Raw genomic sequence first — 20,641 nt, forward strand, 5'->3', positions numbered from 1 at the left:
GTTAATTTGCAAGGTAAAAAAGCTAAAGTTGCTTTAGTTGCTATAATGCACAAATTAATAAATTATATCTTTGCAGTACTTCGAAACCAAACTCCATTTGAGTTACGAAATCCTAAAATACATAAACAAATGTTTTTAGAAAATACTTCTCAAAATAGTGCCGCTTAATTGATTTACATTTTTTGTAACCATTCGTGTTTTACAAATGGTTTGTTTGCTATACCCTTTTTTAAAAAATATTATTTTTTAAAATTTACTTGACTATTATTAGCTGGTCTTTACTAATTATATTTAGACATAATCCCTTACTTATTCTTTAGAAAATTTTTTTTAATAAAGTCACATATTAATTGTTTGGTTTTATGCTTTTCTTTTATACATATCATATGTCTTCCTTCTGGTAACATAATTAGTTCTGAAGTTTTAATTAAACTATGAAGTCTTTCTACATTTTCAGGAACAACTAATACCTCTGCTGCCCCTCCAATTATTAAAGTTGGTATTTTTATATTTTTCATATCATCTGAAACATCTATCACTTGATCTATAAGTAAATCTATAATATTTATTCCATTAGGCTCCATACTCTTAAAAGCAGCTAAAACATCTTCATTATCTGCATGACCACAAATATCAAGGAATGCTTCCATATTTAATTTTCCTTCATGGGCACCTTTGTAAATATTACCAGTAAGATCAGGATAACTTGCTCCTGAATTTAATATAACTGCTCCAATAACTGATTTTAAATTTAAAGATGCAGTCTTTGCTACCAAAGTTCCACCTAAAGAGTGACCTACTAATACTACATTAGATAATTTTTCTGCCATATACTTAATAGCTTTTATGTAATTATCAATAGTATACCCTGTATGATCAGAATTTCCGTGGCCAGGTAAATCCATCAAATAGCAATTATAATCTTCAAATAATTCAGCAATTGCTCTTAAAAACTTCTTATTACAGCCAGTTCCATGTACAAATACTAAATTTACATCACTTTTCTTTTTAGCTTCTATAACTTCATATTCAATTCCATTTTCCTTATTTATCATATTCCCCACTCCTCCAATATATTGGCTGTATAAATTTAAAATATATTTTATGAAACTAAATAAACTTATTTTTTTATATAAATCAAATTATCTACTTTGAGTATCAACCAAAAACAACATATTTAAAATACAGCCAAGACTCATTACATTTTTATGAATCAAAGTAAATATTTACCATTAAATCCCACAACATTTCCAGTTAAATTGTAAAGTATATACCAATGCAAAAGAAATCCACGTATCATTGTTTTATGACTATTTTTATGTATTAAACTCAAATAAGATTTTACAACCACCCTAGAATGTTTATAAAAAAACATTTATACCAACAAAATTCATTTATTTACTTACAAATTTTAATAATAAGTATAAATACTTTAATCGATTTTTGACGTATATTTTTTATCATTAAAAGTTATTATTTATTCTTAAAATACCTAAAAATACCTCTTCATCTTTTCTAAAGCTAAATTAAACATATTTAAGATAAGTAAATTGTTATAAATCGTCATATAAAATATAATTTTAAATATAGAAAATCCCTTTTTAATATCAAAAAAACCTTTTACTATTTTTTTAAGTAAAAGGTTTTTTCATATATAGCCCACACCTGATAATATTAAAAATCAAAATAAGAAAATGCACAAAAAGAACTATAGTTATATACATCCTCTAATTTGAATACTCGTCTTTCACCCCAGCTAGAAAAATTCAAATAAGTCCTATCTTCAATTTCAAATAACTTGGTAACAGTCATCCAATGCCATTCAAATTCCTTTAAAACATTATTATTTAGCATAATAAATGCTAAAGGCTTGTCCTTGACTAAAGCCCTTTTAATAAAATCTTTGTTTTTTTCAAAACTCTCATTATTAGTCATAAAATTTTCTTTTAATTTAACACCTCTACTTTCTGAAAACTCTAAGACCTTATTATTAAAATAGGATATTGAAGTAACTCCACTTTTAGGATCTGGTTTTAAAAAATTTTATATGGCATCCATATGAGAAGTAAAATTATTTTTGCTCATATCTTTATAATTGTACAAAGTTGTATTATTAATGGTTTTAGCTATATATGCAGTTATATTAGCAGCTGTAACTATACTACATCCTACCTTTCTTAATATTTTATCCTGGAACCATTCTTGATTTCCTCCATAAAACTCTCTTTTTCCATTACGTATTTTTAAAAAGTCAATTGAATTAGTTATTTCATATATACCTTCATAATAATTTATATAATCATCTCTTTCATAAACATGCTATCATTATTAATGTATATATGATTTTACGAAAATATTACCATTAAAAAATAGCTATATTATGAATAAAAATGATAATTTTAAGGTGCTATAAGATTATTAAGATATCTATCATTAAGTAATACAACAAAAAATAAGGCATCATCTAATTAATTATATTAACCAATTAAATGCCACCTTATTTAACATTCATATATTTATTATTGTAAATTATATTTGTCTGATATACCTTTCTCTGTAAAGCTTACATGCTTAAAAGCTAAAAAATAGCTTTATGATACTTTATTCTTAAGTCTTAATTTATCAGCAATAATTGCTATAAACTCAGAGTTTGTTGGCTTACCTTTATCTCCATGAACAGTATATCCAAATAATTTATTAATAGCTTCTATCTGGCCTCTTCCCCAAGCCACTTCTATAGCATGTCTTATAGCTCTTTCAACTCTTGAAGCAGTTGTATTGTACTTCTTAGCTATTGAAGGATAAAGCTCTTTAGTAACAGCTGATAATAATTCCATATCGTTTACTACCATAGTTATGGCTTCTCTTAAATACATATATCCTTTAATGTGAGCTGGAACTCCAACTTCATGTATAATACTTGTTATCTCTGTTTCTAAATCAACAGGACCTCTGCTAGTTGCTGCTGCTTCTCTTTGAATAATTGGCATCTGTGTAGTTTTTTGCGCAACAACTTCTGGTGCTTCAACTGTACTAAACATTTCTCTAATTCTTTTTGTAAAGATATCCATATCAAAAGGTTTAACTACATAATAGTCTGCACCTAGAGTAATTGCCTGTTGAGTAATTTTATCTTGTCCAACAGCAGATAATACTATAACTCTTGGCATTTTTTCTAATGTCATGCTATTTAGTCTTTCTAAGACACCTAGACCATCTAAATGAGGCATTATTATATCTAATACTACTAAATCTGGCTGTCTTTCTTCAATAAGTTCTAAAGCTTCTCTGCCATCCTTTGCTATTCCTGTAACTATTATATCTTTTTGATTTAATAAATAATCATTTAATATGCTACAGAATTCCTTGTTATCATCAGCTATAAGTACTGATATTTTTGAATCTTCCATGTATTTCTCCCCTTTATCCAATATTTACTATCATAAGTAGTAATATTTAAATTTTAAAACATCATAATACGCATACATAACACTACAATAAAATATATTCGACAAATGAAAAAGAATTCCTTCTGCAAAAAATATTTGTAGGTATTCTTTTTTTTATTCATAATAGCATATTACACAATTTAATGATAGTATTTCTTTTAATGTAGAAACCCTTTTGTACTTTATTTCTTCCACTATTTGTAAATTATACACTATTATTTATTATTCGTAAATAGATTTATAAAGTTTTTTTCTTTTCTAACATATATATGTTTTTTTCCTTTTTAAACTTATTGTACCATGCTAAATTTACATTTTTGAGTGCTTTTATAAAATATAAAAGATTATATAGAACCTTCTATTTAACTACATAATCTTTTATATTGATCTTTTATATTAATCCAATAGCCCTATATCTTCAAGCATCCAGTCAATATATATTCCATAACCAACATCAGGTTTGTTTATAAGAACATGGGTTACTGCTCCTATTATTTTATCATTCTGTATTATAGGACTTCCACTCATGCCTTGAACTATACCTCCAGTTTTATTTAAGAGTTCTTCATCTGTTATTTTAATTACCATACTTTTAGGACCTGGTTCATCTTGTTGAAAAAGCTTAACTATTTCTATTGAATATTCCTTAGGACCTTCTTCATCAACTGTTGTTATTATATATGCATTTCCCAAAACTATTTCATCTCTTGAGGCAACATGTATTGAATTTTTGTCAAGGTAACTACAAACATTTTTATTACCTTCGCCAAATATGCCACACTGAGTATTTTTCTCTATTTTTCCTATAGGACTTTCTTCTTCCTCAAAAATTCCCCTAAGTTCTCCTGGCGAACCTTTTTCCCCTTTTCTTACACTAATTATAGATGATTTAAGTAAATCCCCTTCCTTTATTGCAAAAGGTTCATTAGTTTCTCCATCTGTCACAGGGTGACCAAGAGCACCAAATTTACCACTTTTCTCATCATAAAAAGTCATAGTCCCAACACCAGCAGTTGAGTCTCTAACCCATAATCCAATTTTATATTCATTATTATTTTCTTTAATTAAGTTAACTTCTTTTTTTAACTTTTTTCCATCTCTAATGATGTTTATATCTATTATTTCTTTTTCTGAACTTCTTACATTTTCTATAAGCTGACTTGAAGTTTCAACTTTTTTTCCGTTAACTTCTGTTATTATATCTCCAATTTCTATTCCAGCACATTTACCTGGACTTTCTTTTACTTCATTGTTTATTTTCACATTAGAATGTCCAACAACTAAAACACCTTCTGAAGATAATTTTACACCAACACTATTTCCTCCAGGTATAACCTCTATGTCAGTCATTTTTTTTAGGCTTATTGATTTAATAGGAAATACACCTAAAAAATTTAGTTTTAATTTAGAATTTTTATATTTTATATCTGTTAAAGGCGAGACATCTTTAAGAGTAGCTATAACTTGCATTTCATTTTCTGTATAAATGCAGTCTGGCACATCTTTTATAGATAGACATGTATATAGTGCCAAAATTAATATAGGAGTCACAAATAAACTTATTATTTTTAATGCTCTTTTTTTCATTTCATCTCCTCCTTTACTTCTAAATTTAAGTTTCCCATTGTTAAGGATATATATGCTATATTATGTTTTCTATTAAAGACAAAAATTTTTAGCAAAAAAAAATAAAACCACATTTTATAAATGTGATTTTATTTCTTCTTTTTTCTCTTCAGAAAACTTAAGCATCTCTCTTACATTTTCTAATGTTGCCTCTGTAACTTCTCTTCCACCAAGCATACTTGCAACTTGTTTTATTTTCTCTCCAGTTGATAATAATTCTATTTTTGTAAAAGTTTTATTATCAATTACTGCTTTAGAAACAAAATAATGCTGATCTGAAAGTATAGCTATCTGAGGAAGATGGGTTATACATAAAACCTGATGTCCTAAGGAAACTTGGTACATTTTTTCTCCAACTCTTTGTCCTACTTCACCACTTATTCCTGTATCTATTTCATCAAAAATTAATGTTGATATCTGGTCCTTATCAGCAAATACACACTTAAATGCAAGCATAATTCTTGAAAGTTCTCCACCAGATAACACTTTTTCTAAAGGCTTTAATGGTTCTCCAGGATTGGTTGATATTTTAATACATACCTCATCAAAGCCTCTCTCTTTAACTTCATCTGTGAAATTTACTTCTATTTCCATTCGTGATTTTTCAAGACCTACATAAGATAACTCTTTTAAAATTCTCTCTTCTAAAGAAGAAGTATATTTACATCTAACATTATGAAGTTTTTCTCCAACTTCTTTCATATTCTTTAATACTTCATTTTCTTCTTCTCTAAGCTTTCTAAGAATTTCTTCTGAATTAACAAGTTCATCATATTTCGATTTTAATTCACTATAATAATTAAGTATATCTTCAACTGTTGGGCCATATTTCTTTTTATAACTGCTTATTTCATATATTCTCTCATTGATTTTCGACAGCCTGTCTTCATCATATACAACTTCATCTGCAATATCTCTTATATCTCTGCATACTTCTTGAATAGTGTAATAAGCTCCCTCAAGCATTTCTGTTTTTTCTTTTAACTTATCTAAATGCTCTCCTATTGATGAACATTCTCCTATAACTTTTGATAAAGATTCTAAAATAGAATTTCCATCATCTCTTCCATCTATAAGACCATAACTAATTTGAAGGGCTTTATTTATTTTTTCAGCATTAGAAAGAACGTTATATTCTTCTTTAAGCTCTTCTTCTTCACCTATTCTAAGCTTACCTTTTTCTATATCATCAATTTGAAACTTAGTATAATCTATAAGTTTTTCCTTATCTTCACTTCCTTGAATTTTATTGATTTTTTCTTTAATAATATTTAATTCATCTTTAAGAGATGTAAAGTCACTTAATGGCTTAATTATTTCATCACCTATGTAATCATCTAAGTAAATTATATGACTAGCTCTTTGAAGTAAGTTTTGATTTTGATGCTGCCCATGGATATCTAATATTTTTTCACGAATTTTTTTTAATTGAGAAACTATAAGGCTTTTACCATTAACCTTAATTACACTTTTTCCACTTAGTAAAGTTTCTCTTGATATAATAAGCATATCATCATATTCTATATCTAAATCATCTAAAACACTATTAACATTACTATTATCCAAAGAAAATACTGCCTCCACAAAGGTTCTATCTTTCCCTGTTCTAATTAAATCTTTAGAAAACTTACCTCCAAGAACATAATCAATTGCATCAATAAGTATAGACTTACCTGCTCCAGTTTCACCTGATAATATATTAAACCCTTCTCCAAATTCTACTGTTATCTCTTCAATTAATGCAAAATTTTTAATATTTAATTGTACTAACATCCATTTATACCACCTTATCTTTAGGAAATGTAACTTCTGATCTTTAGTACAAGTTCTTCTGCTGCTTCTAAAGTTCTTACCATGATAAATATAGTATTTTCACCAGCTATAGTTCCAGCTATTTCTTCAAATTCAAAACCGTCTATTGCTTCTGCTACAGGTCCTGCACCTGCCACTGTAGTTTTTACAATTACCATTTTATCAACATTTTCAACTGAAACAGTTAATGTTTGTAGAACTTTTATTAACTTTGCAGAAAGATGATCCTCTTCTATTTTAGGAGCTGAATATCCGTATTTGCCTAAAACAGACTGCATTTTAACAAGTTTTAAATCTTTAATATCTCTTGATACAGTTGCCTGAGTTACTTCAAAACCAGCTTTTCTTAATTCATCTGCAAGTTCTTCTTGCGTTTCAATATTTTTTTGTCTTATTATTTCTAAAATCTTTATATGTCTTTTAGACTTCAAGGTTATAACACCGCCTATTCACTAGAATTATTTAAAAGTTTTGCCCTTAATACCTTAAAATAATCATAATCATCAAATAAAAGTACTTGAGTGTGCTTTCTAGCTCGCCTTATTTTTACTGGCACTCTGTCTTTTATCTTTGTAGCCTTTTGCCCATCAATTGTAAGATATATTTCTTCTTCACCGTTTTCAGGAATTATTTCTATTTTACTATTTCCATTTAAAACTATTGTAGGCATACTCTTAATATGAGGACATATTGGCGTTAAGGTAATAAGATCTAAATTAGGATAAATAAATGGACCTCCTGCAGAAAATGAATAAGCTGTAGATCCTGTAGGTGTTGCTACTATAAGCCCATCCCCTTTAAATGTGGAATACAATTTATCATCAACAAATATCTCAAACTTAACCATTCTAGATAAAACTCCTCTAGATAGGACTATATCATTTAATGCATTATCTATTCTTACATCATCATCTTCACCTGAATGACAATGTAAAAGCATTCTGCTGTCAATTTTATATTCTTCATTTTTTATCTTTTCCATAGCTTTATCAATATCTGAAATTTCTATACTTGATAAAAAACCTAAATTACCTATATTAATCCCAAATATAGGTACAGTTGTCTTATCACAAGTCTCTCTAGCTACATTTAATAATGTACCGTCTCCCCCTAATACAACAAGTAAGTCTAGATTATCAAAATTTTGATTACATGCTTCATAAGAATTAAATACTTTAATTTCTTCTAAAGAAAAATTCTCTTTAAACTTATTTATTACCATGTTCAATATTTTATCGTCGTTATCTTTTGTTGGATTAATTGCAATTCCAATTCTTTTCATGGCGTCCCCCTAATTATTATATCTCCTTATGTGAATTTTCAACCATTTGATCAATATATTCTCTATTAAACTCTGTTTCTCTTGTTCTATCCTTTGTAAAATAAACAAGATATTCTATATTTCCTTCTGGTCCCTTAATTGGTGAGTATGCTACTCCTAGAACAACAATATTTTGTTCTAAAAGGAAATCTACTATTCCATAAACAACTTCTTTATGTACTGATATATCCCTTACAACACCTTTTTTACCTATTTTTTCACGTCCTGCTTCAAATTGAGGTTTAATAAGTGCCACAACTTCACCTTTATCTGATAAAAGATTTAGTGTTGCTGGCATTATCTTTTTTAGTGATATGAAAGAAACATCTATTGATGCAAAATCTATAGATTCTCCTATATCTTCAGGTGTTACATAACGTATGTTCGTTCTTTCCATACATACAACTCTTTCATCAGTTCTTAGTTTCCATGCAAACTGTCCATATCCTACATCTACAGAATATACTTTTTTTGCACCATTCTGAAGCATACAATCTGTAAATCCTCCTGTAGAGGCACCAATATCCATACATGTCTTACCTTCTAAGGATATAGGCCATGTTTTCATAGCCTTTTCAAGTTTTAGTCCACCTCTACTTACATAAGGAATCTTATGTCCCTTGTATTCAATTTCTGCATCTACAGGAACCTTTTCTCCAGCTTTATCAACTCTCTTACCATCAACAAACACCTGTCCTGCCATTATACAAGCTTTTGCATTTTCCCTTGAAGAAATTATGCCCTTTTCAACTAATAATACGTCTAATCTCTGCTTCTTTTCTGCCATAATTTACTCCTTTTTTATTAATTCTAATACTGATGCAGCTATTCCTTCTGCATCTATTCCATATTCCTCATATAATAAACTTATCTTACCTTGTTCCACAAATTCATCTTTATATCCTAATATCTTTGCTCTTCCTTTATAATCTAACTTATTCAAACATTCAAGTATAGATGATCCAAAACCACCTTTTACTATATTATCTTCTACTGTAACTATATTATATTTTTTATCAGATAAGGTCTTTAGCATTTCTTCATCTAAAGGTTTAATAAATGTAGCATTAATTATTGATACATTTATACCCTTTTCTTTTAAAATTTTATCTGCCTTTAAAGCATGTTGAACCATTTTTCCCGTGGCTATTATAGCAATATTTTCTCCATTGCTTAAATTTTCCCACTTTCCTTCTACAACTTCTTTTATAGGTTTAAGGTTTTCAATTTCATCTCCACCTCTTGGATATCTTATAGCAACAGGGGTACCCTTATTAAAAGACCACCTTAAAAGAGGTTCTACTTCCCTTATACATTTAGGCGATAGTATAGTCATATTAGGTATCATTGATAAAAAAGATATATCCATAATTCCTTGATGAGTTTCTCCATCTTCTCCAACAATACCTGCTCTATCTACAGCAAATACTACTGGAAGTTTTTGAATACATACATCATGTAGTACTTGATCATATGCTCTTTGAAGAAAAGTTGAATATACTGCAAATACTGGTTTAAGTCCACTACATGCCATTCCTGCAGATAAAGTTACTGCATGCTGCTCTGCAATTCCCACATCAAATATTCTTTTAGGATACTTAGTTGCAAACTCTCTAAGTCCAGTTCCATCTATCATAGCTGCTGAAATCGCAACAACATCCTTGTTTTCATCAGCTATTTTAACCATTGCCTCTCCAAAAGCTTTAGAGTAGCTATTTTTACTTGGAGTGTATGGCTCACCACTTTCTAAGTCAAAAGGTGATATTCCATGATATTTTCCTGGATTTTTTTCAGCCTTTTCATATCCTTTCCCTTTTTTAGTTATTGTATGTATAAGTACAGGACCCTTTATATTTTTAGCATTATTAAATACTTCTATCATAGTTGGTATATCATGCCCATCGATAGGTCCAAGATATTTTACTCCCATATCTTCAAATAACATAGATGGTACTACAAGCTGTTTAATACTATCTTTAACTCTTGATAAAGAATTTGCAACAGACTTTCCTATTTTTGTTGTATCTAAGGTTGAATGGATATCTGTTTTTATTTTATTATACCCTGGTTTTGACCTTAAATTGCTTAAATATTTAGAAAGTCCTCCTACATTTTTACCTATAGACATTGCATTATCATTTAATATAATTATCATATTAGTTTTCTTAAAACCAACATCATTTAATGCTTCTAATGCCATACCACCTGTCAATGCTCCATCCCCAATAACTGCTACAACTTTATAATCTTCATTTTTTAAATCACGTGCTCTTGCCATTCCAACTGCTGCTGATATAGATGTACTGCTATGTCCTGTATCAAAGAAATCATACTTACTTTCTTTTCTCTTAGGGAACCCACTCATTCCATCTTTTTTCCTAAGTTTATCGAAATTATCTTTTCTTCCTGTTAAAATCTTATGTATGTAACTTTGATGGCCAACATCCCAAATTATTTTATCTTTATTAAAATCAAAACTTCTAAATAAACTTATAGTAAGTTCTACTACTCCTAAATTAGAAGCTAGGTGGCCTCCAGTTTTAGAAACTTTATTAATAAGAAACTCTCTTATTTCATCACTTAAGGTTTCAAGTTCATCATAACTCAGTTTATCAATATCTTCCGGAAAATTAACATTATCCAAAATACTTTTCATTTTATCATTTCCTTTATCTAATTATCCCTATTTAACAATTCTATTGTCAAATTTCTCAATTCAGGTGCTTCAACCTGAAGGCTATCAAGCAGCTTTATACTTTCTTTACTTAATTCTTCACACATTTCTTTACATTTTTCTATTCCATAAACAGATATAAAATTACACTTATTCATATCTTTATCTTTTTTAACTCTTTTTCCGAGTTTTTCTGTACTTCCTTCAATGTCAAGAATATCATCTTTAATTTGAAATGCTAATCCTAATTTATAGCCAAACTCACTAAGTTTCTTTATATCATCTTCTGAAGCTTCAGCTAATATTGCCCCAGCAGTAATGGATGTTCTAATAAGCTCTCCAGTTTTTTTAATATGCATATATCTTAATTCATCTTCACTAATACTTTCTTTATCTTCACTTAAAATATCTACAACCTGACCTGCTATCATTCCTTCTGCCCCAGCTGCAACTGCTATTTCTTTAGTTGCTCTTAATGAACTTTTTCCATTTTCCATTGAAAACTTAATCATTTCTACCATTGCTTCATTTAATAATGCATCACCAGCTAAAACAGCTATAGATTCACCAAAAACTTTATGATTTGTAGGTTTTCCTCTTCTCAAATCGTCATTATCCATAGCAGGAAGATCATCATGAATTAAAGAATAAGTATGAATCATTTCTATAGCAGCTGCCATTTGCATTATCTTTTTATAATCCTTTTTATAAAGCCTATAAGTCATTAGCATTAGAGCAGGACGTATTCTTTTCCCTCCAACCTCTACGCTGTAAGCTGCTGCTTCATAAATTTTTTTATTATAAGTGCCTTTATCCTTAAAATAGTTATCAAAATATTGTTCTATTTCTTTTTTATAATCACTTAATTTCATCTTCACTTTCAAACTCCACTTCTTTATTATCTTTTACAATAGATAACTTACCTTCAAAAGTATTTAATGTTTTAAAAAGTTTATTTACAAGCTTTACACCATCTTCATAGACTTTCATAGATGCTTCTAAACTTAATTCATCACTTTCTAACGAACTTAATACATCTTGAAGCTTATTTAACATTTCTTCATAGCTTTCTTTCTTAGCCATTTTAAACCTCCTAATCTAGAGTTTTAAATTTACCTTTTACACTACCATCTTTAAGATTTATTGTAATATTATCATTCTTTTTAAGTTGCTCTATAGAAGTAATAACATTTTTCATATCATCCTCTATTATAGCATATCCACGGTTTAATAAGTTAATAGGATTATGAGCCATAAGAAGATTATTAAATCCTCTTAATTTTACTTTCTCCATATCTATTTTATTTAAGATATTTTTATCTAGTTTATCTTTTAAGTTGTCAATTAGTATATAATTATTTAAAATTTTATTTTTAGGAGAATTTAAACCTAGTATCTTATTTAATGATTCTAATCTTGATTTTTCCCTATTTATTCTATCTATAATCATATTATGAAGATCTTTTTCTAAGTTTTCTAAGTTTTCATATATACTACTTTCTAATGGAACAGCCATCTCTGCTCCTTGAGAAGGTGTAGCAGCTCTTAAGTCTGATACAAAATCTGATATAGTAAAATCTACTTCATGACCTACAGCTGAAATTATAGGAATCTTAGAATCAAATATAGCATATGCTAATTCTTCTTCATTAAAATTCCAAAGTTCCTCTATAGATCCTCCTCCTCTTCCAATTATAATAACATCTACGCTTTCCTTCATATTAAAATACTCTATTCCTGAAATAACTTCTCTATAAGCTCCATTTCCTTGAACTTTTGCTGGATATATAACTAAGTCCACTAATTTATTTCTTCTTCTAGATACATTTATTATATCCCTTATAGCTGCTCCTGTCTCTGATGTTATAATTCCTATTCTCTTTGGCATAGTTGGAATATATTTTTTTTGACTTTCATCAAAATATCCTTCTTCTCCAAGCTTCTTTTTTAGATTTTCAAATTTTTTATAAAGCTCTCCTATGCCTTCCTTTTCTAATTCTTCACAATATAATTGAAAGCTCCCATTTGCTGTGTAAACGGAAGCTCTGCCTTTAGCTATAACGCTCATACCTTCCTCTAGTCTAAAACTCAAATCTTCAGCATTACTTCTAAACATAACACAATTCAATTTACTCATAGAATCTTTAAGTGAAAAGTATATATGTCCGCTGCTATGATATTTTAAATTAGAAATCTCCCCTTTTACAGAGAGATTGTTAAGTATAAAGTCATTATCAAGTATTCTTTTTAAATAATTATTAACTTCACCAACTGTTAGCGTTTTAATTTTCATTTTTCTTCAAAGCCTCACAAGCATTTTTTATTAGTAATGTTGTAGTTAATGCTCCAACGCCTCCTGGTACTGGTGTAACAAAGGAAGCTTTTTCAATAACCTTTTCAAAGTCAACATCACCACATATTTTACCATCTACCGAAGAAGTTCCAACATCAATTACTATAGCCCCTTCTTTTATAAAGTTTTCATTTATAAATTTAGGTTTCCCAATAGCAGCTACAAGTATGTCAGCTCTTTTACATACCTCTTGAAGATTTTTTGTTCTTGAATGGCAGATAGTTACAGTACAGTTTTCATTAAGTAAAAGCTGTGCAGCAGGTTTACCAACTATATTACTTCTACCCACTACAACTGCTTCTTTTCCTGACAGATTAATATTAAGCATCTTTAATAAAGTAACTACTGAATTAGGCGTACATGGAATAAACCCTTCATCACCCATATAAAGCTTTCCTTGCGATTTTATGCTCAAGCAATCAATATCTTTACTTTCATCAATATAGTTTACTACTTTTTTTTCATTTATATGCTTTGGAAGAGGTAATTGCAAAATTATACCACTAACACTTTCATCTTTATTAAGTCTTTCGATTAACTTAATTAACTCCTCTTCTGTAGTTACTTCATTTAATATTATTTTTTCAAATAATAGCCCCAATGAAGTTGCTACCTTTTCTTGATTATTCATGTAATATATAGATCCACCATCATTACCTACTAGTATTGATGCTATCTTTGGTACACTCTTGTTATTTTTTACTCTCTCTTGTACAAAATTGTGTATTTCTTCTTTAACAGCTTTAGCTATTTCTCTCCCATTAATAATCTGCCCCATAATTATTTTTCCTCCTAAAGACTTTTTAAGACCTTATCAAGTACTGCATTTACAAATGAAACGCTCTTTTCGTCCGAATATTTCTTTGTAAGTTCTAGTGCTTCATTTAATGCAACTTTTGATGGTACATCTTCTATGTATTTCATTTCTAAAACAGCTAATCTTAAAATTGTTAAGTTAATTTTAGCTATTCTTTCAATTTTCCAGTTTTGAAGATTATCTTTTATTATTGAATCTAATTCTTCTTTTTTACTTTCAATTCCATATAAAACTTCTTTTATGTAGCCTAAATCCAAATTATTTATATTACCTTCAAAGTTATCTACGAATGTTTCTAACGCTTCATCTGGAGTGTCTTTGCTTAGCTCCATTCCAAATGCTAATTCCATTGCTTTTTCTCTTGAATTTTTTCTACTCATTTTTTCCTCCAATTTATAAATAAATCTACTTATATTATATAAATCAATAAGCCTATTTATATTATAGACTCCTTACCATTTAATAAACAGCTTTTTTTATTTTATCACAAGGAACCTCTACTTACCACAAAAAAATTATAATTTTATACATGTTAAAAAAGCCTCCGGATAATCCAGAGGCTTTTTTTAGTTTTCAGTTTCTTCTTTTTTAGGCATGTAGATATTTTGAATATTAACATTAACTTTTTCAACTATTAATCCTGTCATAGCCTCAACAGTCTTTTTAACATTTTCTTGTACGCTAGCTACAACGTCCATTATTTTTATTCCATATTCAACTGAAAGATCTAGTTCTATAGTAGCTCTATTTTCTACTAGAGTTACTCTAACACTCTTTCCTGATGCTTTTTTACCTTTAAAAATTTGTGTTATATTATTTGAAACCCCATGTTGGAATTCAATAACTCCAGGAATTTCTTCTGCTGCTATTCCAGCTATAACGCTTACAACTTCATCAGAAATATTAACAATTCCTATATTTTCTTCGTTATTTAATTCTTGCATTATGTTCGCCTCCTAAGTTTTGTATTACAAAACCAATTAATCTTAAGAATAATTATATCAAATACAATTTTATATTACAACGGATTATTTTTTCACCTCTATAGTAACTTCTTTTATATTTGAAGCATTTTGTACAATCTCTTGAATCTCTGCACCTGCTTTTTCATTTAAACCCTGCAATGATTGAACAATTATACTTGCCTTAGTTTGGTCTTCTGATATTTCACAAAGACATTCACTATATCCTTTATTCTTTACTCCTGCTTCAATAGTTTTTTCTTTCTCTTGTTTTAATGTAAGCTTTTGCAATTCATTTGTAGCACTTGACTTTTGCTCTTGAGTAGCGCTTGCACTTTGACTTATTGACTTTAACTGCTGAATAGTACTTGCTTCTCTTTGCTCTCTTTCACTTCTAGCATTATAAAAGAAATCAGTTTGAACTGAAACCTCAGTGTTTTTACTATCAGAATTATCTACTACTTCAGATGTATTTGTATTACTTGTATTGTCTGTAATCAAAGCTGCACTAAGATCGCTTGGATCATTTAATCCTCCATTATTAAGTTTTGTTGCTAATAACCCTGTACATACTATCAAAGCAAGTAATGTACATATTATTCCTAATTGCTTCTTAGTCATTTTTACAATCCCCCCATCCTTACTCTACTTTATCTATATGCAGTTACTTCATACTATATACATTAACCTTATTGGCTGGCAAATCATATAAATTAGTAACTGCTTTTTCAATATCAGATTTAACCTTGCCCTCTTTAGCTCCTTCAGCAACTACTACAACACCTGTTACCTTTGGTTTTTGAGTCTCTAATATAAATGGTTCACTATCTCCATTTTTATTTGACATTACAACTTTAGAGTTATCATTATTCTGAGTTGTAGTCCTCTTACCCCCATCCTTATCGTTTTCTTCTGTAACATTATTCTGTTTAGTTTCATCATAAGCTGGAACCTTTACTTCACCAGAACTAAAGGTAAGCATGCAGTCTACATTACCACAACCATCTATCTTTTTTAAAATTTCAATAAGCTGTTTTTTCTGCTCCTCTTCATAGGATACTTCTTTTGGAGATATCTCATTATTATTTGAAGTATTAGATGAATTAAGCCCAGCCGTTACTGACGTTAACCTTGGTTTAAATATGTTAACCGCTATTAATATAAATATAAGCACCAGAATTATAGCCACAAGATTACTTAAATTTTTATTATCTTTAAATATCTTTTTTATCTTTTCTGTAATATCATTCTTATCCATTAACTCTCCCCCCTTTTAAGCATAATTAACTTTAATCTTACTCTTATCTATATTTAGTTCCTTACTCAAAAATTCCTTAATCTTAGTTTTTATCTCATCATCTTTTCCATCTTCACCTATAGTAACCTTTTCAATTTTTCTTATACCCTTTGGTTTTGCATACACCTTCAAAGACTTAACTTCCATATTCATATTAGTAAAATCAACATCACAGTCTATATCACTTGTAAAAGTAAAATCTAAGAATTTTTCATTTAATGCACTTTCACAATTTTTATCAAAATTCTTTTTAAAATTTTCTTCCTTTATCTTTTGAGTATTTTTATCAAAACTCTCCTCACTAGTTTTTGATGTAATTTCATTTGTATAACTTAAAACATCCTGAGTCAAAACCCTTTCTCCTTTAGTTAAAAACTGAACTATAGGATTTAAAATAATAGCTACAAGTATTAATCCCATAACAAACTTTAAATACTTTTTCATATCATTGTCAGGCCCAACAAGTTCAATAGCAGTAATAAATATTATGGCTGTAACAAGACTTATAATAAATTTATTTAAAATCTCCATAATTCTATTTATCAACCTCCTATAATAAACTTTCCTGCATTAGCCATAATTGCTATTAATACAAAAAACATTAAACTTACACTCAAAACACAGGACAATAACAAAATCAAAGAATCTCCAGCTGCTGAAACTACACTTGTTATTCTCTTATCACCTATTGGTTCAATTAAACTAGCTGAAATTCTATAAACAAAAGACATTAATACAATTTTTGCAATAGGATATAAAATTATAAGTATAATTACTATAAGACCTATTCCACTTACTGCATTTTTAATTATTAATGAATATCCTGCAACAGAACTTATTGCATCTGAAAAAGCTTTACCCACTATAGGTACAAAGTTATCTACTGCAAATTTTGTTGTTTTTAATGTTACAGCATCTATAGTATTTGATGTTATTCCTCTAATTGTAAGTAAAGCAATAAAAATAGTCATGATAATCCCTTGAATCCACACAATGCTCTGCTTTACTAACTTACATAAATTCGATATTTTATGTTCTCCTGAAAGATTATTAGTAAACTCAAGCACAAAACTAATTAATATTAATGGAATTATGAGGTTTTGATATATTCTTGGAATAATAATAACTGCTCCCATAACAATAGGATCTATAGTAGCTGCTTCTGTTATTCCTCCAACTAAAGAAATCATGGTTACAAGAATAGGCAAAATAGCTGCCATAAAATCAGATATATTACAAATAACATCTTTAGCTACTGAAATAGCAATAAGAAAACTTTTTGATAGTATCATAATAACTACTGCATAGCATGCATAAAAAGCAATCTCGGATATTCCCTTACTGCTAAAAGCCCCTTGAAGATTTTTTAAAAGGGAGCATATTATTGCTACTACAACTATTGATATTGCTAAGGATAAAACGCTATTTACCTCTTTAAATAATAAGTTTATTACAGCCTTTATAAGATCTGATAGAGATATATTTCCTTTACCTGTTTTTATATAACTTTTTATATACTCTACAGGATCTAGTTCATTTAATAGCTCCACATCTGTTTTTCTTTTATTTATATAATCATATAAATTCTCAAGCTTCTTCTCAGTTGTTTCATCTATTTTTTCACTGTATTCAGTATCATTTTTACTTTCTTCTACCTTAGTAGCTCCTTTTACCATGGATGGTATGGACATGATAATAAGAAGAGTAATTGATACTAAAATAATCACTTTCTTATAATATTTCATAACCTACCTCTACATTATCTTTAATATGGAATCTAAAACTGCCATGAGAATTGGAATAGCTAAAGTTAATATAAAAATTTTCCCTGCAAACTCAACTTTAGAACCTAAGCTGCTAGCCCCTGCATCTTTGCATATTTCACTTGCAAAAGATGCAATATATGCTATGGCTAATATTTTTAATATTATACCTAGATAAACTATATCTATTCCTGCTTTTTCAGATATGCTCTTTAAAAACATTAATATTTCTGATATCTGACTTAAGCAAAAAATAAATACAATAACACCTGCAGCTAGCATAATAAGTACAGCTAAATCTGATCTTTTATCTTTAAAAAATATATATAAAAATAAAGCTATAAGGATAAAGGAGACTACTTTTAATATCAGCATATCTTACCACCTTTAAAACATAAACATTGTCTTTACAGTATTAAACAAATCACTTATTAATGAAATTATCATAATAAGTATTATTACAATACCTGCAATGTTTGTCATTGTGGCTATTTCAGATTTACCGCTGCTAGTTAATACCTTATCTAATATAACCAAAACAATACCAGCACCACCTATTTTAAAAAGTATACTTAAATCTAGCATTCTTTTCTCCCCTCCATTTTTTATAATAATAGTATGGATATCATTGCTCCCACACACACTCCTAAATATCTATATAGCTTTGTATTCTTTTTACATTCTTCAAAAGCTTCATCCATATTTATCTTTAAATTTTCAATGCACAAATTAAAAATTTTTTCTTGTCCATAAACTCCACACTCTCCTAAAGATTTAAGAAAATCTTCAATAACACTTAAGTCTTCCTTTTGAAGATAAAACTCAAGATTAAAATCAGCATATACCCTTTTAAAGCAAGAATATATATTCATATCCATGCCATCTAAAAGCTCCTTTGACACATTAGTTAAAACCTTATTTATTGGTTTTCTACTTTTATTAGCTATTTCCTTAAAAGCTTCTGGCAAAGGATTACTACTAAAAATAACTTCATTTTGAAGAAGTATAACTGCTTTATAAATATCTTTTAACTGATAGTATCTTATCTTAAACCTTTCACTATATATATATCCTAAAATACTGCATAAGAAAAAAATCAAGGCTATACTTATTAACCTAAGCATTTTTTATTGCCTCCTTCTAGAGAATATATTTTTTCTACTGTTCCTACTCCTTTGCTATTTCCTAAAATTATTACTCTTTCTAAAATATTATTAGAAATTATATCTTGAAAAACTTTTCTATTATACAAGTCTTCTATGTTTTCCCCATGAAGTGTTACAATAATATTTACTCCTGAATTAAAAGCCATAACTAAAGCTTGAGTATCATTTGCCACTCCAATTTCATCACATATAAGAACCTCTGGAGATAAAGACCTTATTGCCATAATCATTCCTTGGCTCTTTAAACAGTTATCTAAAACATCCGTTCTTATACCCACATCCATCTGAGGTACCCCCATATAGCAAGCTGCAATTTCACTTCTTTCATCTATAACAGAAATCTTTTTTCCTCCATTTGATAGCACCCTTGTTATATCTCTTAAAACTGTAGTTTTTCCACACTTAGGCGGAGAAATAATCATAGTATTATATACTCTGCCATTATTATAGATATATCTTATTAGTTTCTTAGAGCAGCCAATTATCTGTCTGCTTATTCGTATGTTTAGCGAAGAAATATTCCTTATTGTTTTTACACTTCCATTATCCATTACACATTCACCTGCAAGGCCTATTCTATGTCCTCCCTTTATAGTTATAAAACCTTGTTTTATGTCTTCTTCACAGGCATATAAAGAATAATTAGATATCCTTTGCAAAATATACTTTAAGTCTTCTCTTGTAACTGTATATTGAAGTATATACTCTTTATCACCATCTAAAATAATTAAAGGTTTTAAAATCTTAACTCTTATTTCCTGCAACATACTACTTTTAAGATATTCTGAAATAAAACTTAATATGCTTTTAGGAAATATCTTTTCTAATTCCTCCATAAGAAAATCACTTCCTTTTCAAGAGTTTATACTTATTAAATTTGTATTTTATTAATATGTAAATTATTACTTGTGGTTTTAAAAAAGTAACTTTTTAAATAATGAGAACTTTATAGGCAGAACCAAGTAGCTGACGCCACGCTTTTCAGCGCAGGAGGCAGTTTTGTTAGCTTTAAAAAGGTTCTAAAAGTAAAATAATTTTATATTAAAATACAATTTAATTATTTTGCTTTTAGGTTCTTTCTAAGGCACTACAATTATTTTGGCTGTATTATGAATAAAAGTGATAAAATATGTCAATCATCTTAACAAAGATTTTTTAGGAGATGATATATTTGAATTCGTATAGTTACAATGAAGTATTAGAAATGATAAAACCTATGAATAATTCCTCAAAAAGAAAATTAATTGTTGATATAAGCACGCTAATTGAATTATCCTCAATTAAAAAAGATTCAAAATTAATTTGCCCTCATTGTCATAATAAATACATAGTTAAAAATGGAAAGAACAAAAATGTTCAAAGATATCTTTGTAAAACCTGCAAAAAGTCCTTCGTACAAAG

General features: G+C 28.6%; 24 protein-coding genes and 1 pseudogene. 2 read left to right on the top strand and 23 right to left on the bottom strand.

The window, feature by feature from the left end:
• Positions 1-168 (top strand): annotated as a pseudogene (locus tag BM384_RS17320) (IS110 family transposase); the annotation flags it as partial.
• A gap of 137 nt (positions 169-305) precedes the next feature.
• Here the strand turns inward: BM384_RS17320 and BM384_RS07505 are convergent.
• The 23 genes from BM384_RS07505 to spoIIIAA form a co-directional block, all read right to left on the bottom strand.
• Positions 306-1,055 (bottom strand): alpha/beta fold hydrolase, encoded by a 750-nt coding sequence (locus BM384_RS07505; protein ID WP_090012556.1) that lies wholly within the window; start codon positions 1,053-1,055, stop codon positions 306-308.
• Positions 1,056-1,674: 619 nt separating this feature from the next.
• Positions 1,675-1,935, bottom strand: a complete 261-nt coding sequence (locus tag BM384_RS18205) for a hypothetical protein (RefSeq protein ID WP_242945978.1) — start codon at positions 1,933-1,935, stop codon at positions 1,675-1,677.
• 656 nt (positions 1,936-2,591) lie between these two features.
• A complete protein-coding gene (gene spo0A, locus BM384_RS07515; protein WP_090012558.1) occupies positions 2,592-3,410 on the bottom strand; it encodes a sporulation transcription factor Spo0A in 819 nt (272 codons plus the stop codon).
• Between the two features lie 435 nt (positions 3,411-3,845).
• Positions 3,846-5,036 carry a SpoIVB peptidase gene (gene spoIVB, locus BM384_RS07520; RefSeq protein WP_090012560.1) on the bottom strand — a complete coding sequence of 397 codons (1,191 nt, stop codon included), beginning with the start codon at positions 5,034-5,036 and terminating at the stop codon, positions 3,846-3,848.
• A gap of 114 nt (positions 5,037-5,150) precedes the next feature.
• On the bottom strand, positions 5,151-6,848 hold the full coding sequence (gene recN / locus BM384_RS07525) for a DNA repair protein RecN (protein WP_090012561.1): 1,698 nt from the start codon (positions 6,846-6,848) through the stop codon (positions 5,151-5,153).
• Positions 6,849-6,868: 20 nt separating this feature from the next.
• Positions 6,869-7,318: an arginine repressor gene (locus BM384_RS07530; protein WP_090012563.1), complete on the bottom strand. Its 450-nt coding sequence runs from the start codon at positions 7,316-7,318 to the stop codon at positions 6,869-6,871.
• A 14-nt stretch (positions 7,319-7,332) separates the two neighbouring features.
• Positions 7,333-8,169, bottom strand: coding sequence for an NAD(+)/NADH kinase (locus BM384_RS07535; RefSeq protein ID WP_090012565.1), 837 nt, complete (start codon positions 8,167-8,169; stop codon positions 7,333-7,335).
• A 16-nt stretch (positions 8,170-8,185) separates the two neighbouring features.
• Positions 8,186-8,995, bottom strand: a complete 810-nt coding sequence (locus BM384_RS07540; protein WP_090012567.1) for a TlyA family RNA methyltransferase — start codon at positions 8,993-8,995, stop codon at positions 8,186-8,188.
• Positions 8,996-8,998: 3 nt separating this feature from the next.
• Positions 8,999-10,864 (bottom strand): 1-deoxy-D-xylulose-5-phosphate synthase, encoded by a 1,866-nt coding sequence (dxs, locus tag BM384_RS07545; protein ID WP_090012568.1) that lies wholly within the window; start codon positions 10,862-10,864, stop codon positions 8,999-9,001.
• Between the two features lie 17 nt (positions 10,865-10,881).
• Positions 10,882-11,754, bottom strand: coding sequence for a polyprenyl synthetase family protein (locus BM384_RS07550; protein ID WP_090012570.1), 873 nt, complete (start codon positions 11,752-11,754; stop codon positions 10,882-10,884).
• Positions 11,741-11,965, bottom strand: a complete 225-nt coding sequence (gene xseB / locus BM384_RS07555) for an exodeoxyribonuclease VII small subunit (protein ID WP_090012571.1) — start codon at positions 11,963-11,965, stop codon at positions 11,741-11,743. Before xseB ends, BM384_RS07550 begins: the two co-directional genes overlap by 14 nt.
• A 10-nt stretch (positions 11,966-11,975) precedes the next feature.
• A complete protein-coding gene (gene xseA, locus BM384_RS07560; protein WP_090012573.1) occupies positions 11,976-13,175 on the bottom strand; it encodes an exodeoxyribonuclease VII large subunit in 1,200 nt (399 codons plus the stop codon).
• Positions 13,165-14,013 carry a bifunctional methylenetetrahydrofolate dehydrogenase/methenyltetrahydrofolate cyclohydrolase gene (locus BM384_RS07565; RefSeq protein WP_090012574.1) on the bottom strand — a complete coding sequence of 283 codons (849 nt, stop codon included), beginning with the start codon at positions 14,011-14,013 and terminating at the stop codon, positions 13,165-13,167. The genes xseA and BM384_RS07565 overlap by 11 nt, the downstream gene beginning before the upstream one ends.
• 14 nt (positions 14,014-14,027) lie before the next feature.
• Complete coding sequence (gene nusB / locus BM384_RS07570; protein ID WP_090012576.1) at positions 14,028-14,432, bottom strand: transcription antitermination factor NusB; 405 nt, start codon at positions 14,430-14,432, stop codon at positions 14,028-14,030.
• A 186-nt stretch (positions 14,433-14,618) separates the two neighbouring features.
• Entirely contained in the window at positions 14,619-14,996 is a 378-nt protein-coding gene (locus tag BM384_RS07575) for an Asp23/Gls24 family envelope stress response protein (RefSeq protein ID WP_090012577.1), read from the bottom strand.
• A gap of 84 nt (positions 14,997-15,080) precedes the next feature.
• Positions 15,081-15,635 carry a SpoIIIAH-like family protein gene (locus tag BM384_RS07580; protein ID WP_090012579.1) on the bottom strand — a complete coding sequence of 185 codons (555 nt, stop codon included), beginning with the start codon at positions 15,633-15,635 and terminating at the stop codon, positions 15,081-15,083.
• A 43-nt stretch (positions 15,636-15,678) separates the two neighbouring features.
• Positions 15,679-16,272 carry a stage III sporulation protein AG gene (gene spoIIIAG / locus BM384_RS07585; protein ID WP_090012581.1) on the bottom strand — a complete coding sequence of 198 codons (594 nt, stop codon included), beginning with the start codon at positions 16,270-16,272 and terminating at the stop codon, positions 15,679-15,681.
• 15 nt (positions 16,273-16,287) lie between these two features.
• Complete coding sequence (gene spoIIIAF / locus BM384_RS07590) at positions 16,288-16,857, bottom strand: stage III sporulation protein AF (protein WP_139232067.1); 570 nt, start codon at positions 16,855-16,857, stop codon at positions 16,288-16,290.
• Positions 16,854-18,056: a stage III sporulation protein AE gene (gene spoIIIAE, locus BM384_RS07595; RefSeq protein ID WP_090012584.1), complete on the bottom strand. Its 1,203-nt coding sequence runs from the start codon at positions 18,054-18,056 to the stop codon at positions 16,854-16,856. The genes spoIIIAF and spoIIIAE overlap by 4 nt, the downstream gene beginning before the upstream one ends.
• A gap of 9 nt (positions 18,057-18,065) precedes the next feature.
• Entirely contained in the window at positions 18,066-18,449 is a 384-nt protein-coding gene (gene spoIIIAD / locus BM384_RS07600) for a stage III sporulation protein AD (RefSeq protein WP_090012585.1), read from the bottom strand.
• Positions 18,450-18,461: 12 nt separating this feature from the next.
• Positions 18,462-18,659 (bottom strand): stage III sporulation protein AC, encoded by a 198-nt coding sequence (gene spoIIIAC / locus BM384_RS07605; protein WP_090012587.1) that lies wholly within the window; start codon positions 18,657-18,659, stop codon positions 18,462-18,464.
• 20 nt (positions 18,660-18,679) lie between these two features.
• The gene (spoIIIAB, locus tag BM384_RS07610; RefSeq protein ID WP_090012588.1) at positions 18,680-19,198 is read right to left on the bottom strand and encodes a stage III sporulation protein SpoIIIAB; all 519 of its coding nucleotides are present in this window, start codon (positions 19,196-19,198) and stop codon (positions 18,680-18,682) included.
• Entirely contained in the window at positions 19,186-20,076 is an 891-nt protein-coding gene (gene spoIIIAA / locus BM384_RS07615) for a stage III sporulation protein AA (RefSeq protein WP_090012590.1), read from the bottom strand. Before spoIIIAA ends, spoIIIAB begins: the two co-directional genes overlap by 13 nt.
• Before the next feature lie 335 nt (positions 20,077-20,411).
• On the opposite strand from spoIIIAA, the gene BM384_RS18630 reads away from it, so the two are divergent.
• Positions 20,412-20,641: IS1 family transposase (locus BM384_RS18630; protein ID WP_175537313.1), on the top strand; the 230-nt coding region annotated here is incomplete at its 3' end.

It is taken from the genome of Clostridium sp. DSM 8431 (genome assembly GCF_900116755.1).
In the GTDB taxonomy this organism is placed as follows: Bacteria; Bacillota; Clostridia; order Clostridiales; family Clostridiaceae; genus Clostridium.

Excerpts from the sequence above, each read along its gene's own strand:
- BM384_RS07535 (WP_090012565.1), bottom strand. The coding sequence starts at position 8,169 with ATGAAAAGAATTGGAATTGCAATTAATCCAACAAAAGATAACGACGAT.
- spoIIIAE (WP_090012584.1), bottom strand. The coding sequence starts at position 18,056 with ATGAAATATTATAAGAAAGTGATTATTTTAGTATCAATTACTCTTCTT.
- dxs (WP_090012568.1), bottom strand. The coding sequence starts at position 10,864 with ATGAAAAGTATTTTGGATAATGTTAATTTTCCGGAAGATATTGATAAA.
- BM384_RS07540 (WP_090012567.1), bottom strand. The coding sequence starts at position 8,995 with ATGGCAGAAAAGAAGCAGAGATTAGACGTATTATTAGTTGAAAAGGGC.
- xseB (WP_090012571.1), bottom strand. The coding sequence starts at position 11,965 with ATGGCTAAGAAAGAAAGCTATGAAGAAATGTTAAATAAGCTTCAAGAT.
- spoIIIAB (WP_090012588.1), bottom strand. The coding sequence starts at position 19,198 with ATGCTTAGGTTAATAAGTATAGCCTTGATTTTTTTCTTATGCAGTATT.
- spo0A (WP_090012558.1), bottom strand. The coding sequence starts at position 3,410 with ATGGAAGATTCAAAAATATCAGTACTTATAGCTGATGATAACAAGGAA.
- BM384_RS07575 (WP_090012577.1), bottom strand. The coding sequence starts at position 14,996 with ATGCAAGAATTAAATAACGAAGAAAATATAGGAATTGTTAATATTTCT.
- BM384_RS07580 (WP_090012579.1), bottom strand. The coding sequence starts at position 15,635 with ATGACTAAGAAGCAATTAGGAATAATATGTACATTACTTGCTTTGATA.
- BM384_RS18205 (WP_242945978.1), bottom strand. The coding sequence starts at position 1,935 with ATGACTAATAATGAGAGTTTTGAAAAAAACAAAGATTTTATTAAAAGG.
- spoIIIAC (WP_090012587.1), bottom strand. The coding sequence starts at position 18,659 with ATGCTAGATTTAAGTATACTTTTTAAAATAGGTGGTGCTGGTATTGTT.
- spoIIIAD (WP_090012585.1), bottom strand. The coding sequence starts at position 18,449 with ATGCTGATATTAAAAGTAGTCTCCTTTATCCTTATAGCTTTATTTTTA.
- BM384_RS07505 (WP_090012556.1), bottom strand. The coding sequence starts at position 1,055 with ATGATAAATAAGGAAAATGGAATTGAATATGAAGTTATAGAAGCTAAA.
- recN (WP_090012561.1), bottom strand. The coding sequence starts at position 6,848 with ATGTTAGTACAATTAAATATTAAAAATTTTGCATTAATTGAAGAGATA.
- spoIIIAG (WP_090012581.1), bottom strand. The coding sequence starts at position 16,272 with ATGGATAAGAATGATATTACAGAAAAGATAAAAAAGATATTTAAAGAT.
- spoIIIAA (WP_090012590.1), bottom strand. The coding sequence starts at position 20,076 with ATGGAGGAATTAGAAAAGATATTTCCTAAAAGCATATTAAGTTTTATT.
- BM384_RS07565 (WP_090012574.1), bottom strand. The coding sequence starts at position 14,013 with ATGGGGCAGATTATTAATGGGAGAGAAATAGCTAAAGCTGTTAAAGAA.
- nusB (WP_090012576.1), bottom strand. The coding sequence starts at position 14,432 with ATGAGTAGAAAAAATTCAAGAGAAAAAGCAATGGAATTAGCATTTGGA.
- BM384_RS07550 (WP_090012570.1), bottom strand. The coding sequence starts at position 11,754 with ATGAAATTAAGTGATTATAAAAAAGAAATAGAACAATATTTTGATAAC.
- xseA (WP_090012573.1), bottom strand. The coding sequence starts at position 13,175 with ATGAAAATTAAAACGCTAACAGTTGGTGAAGTTAATAATTATTTAAAA.
- spoIVB (WP_090012560.1), bottom strand. The coding sequence starts at position 5,036 with ATGAAAAAAAGAGCATTAAAAATAATAAGTTTATTTGTGACTCCTATA.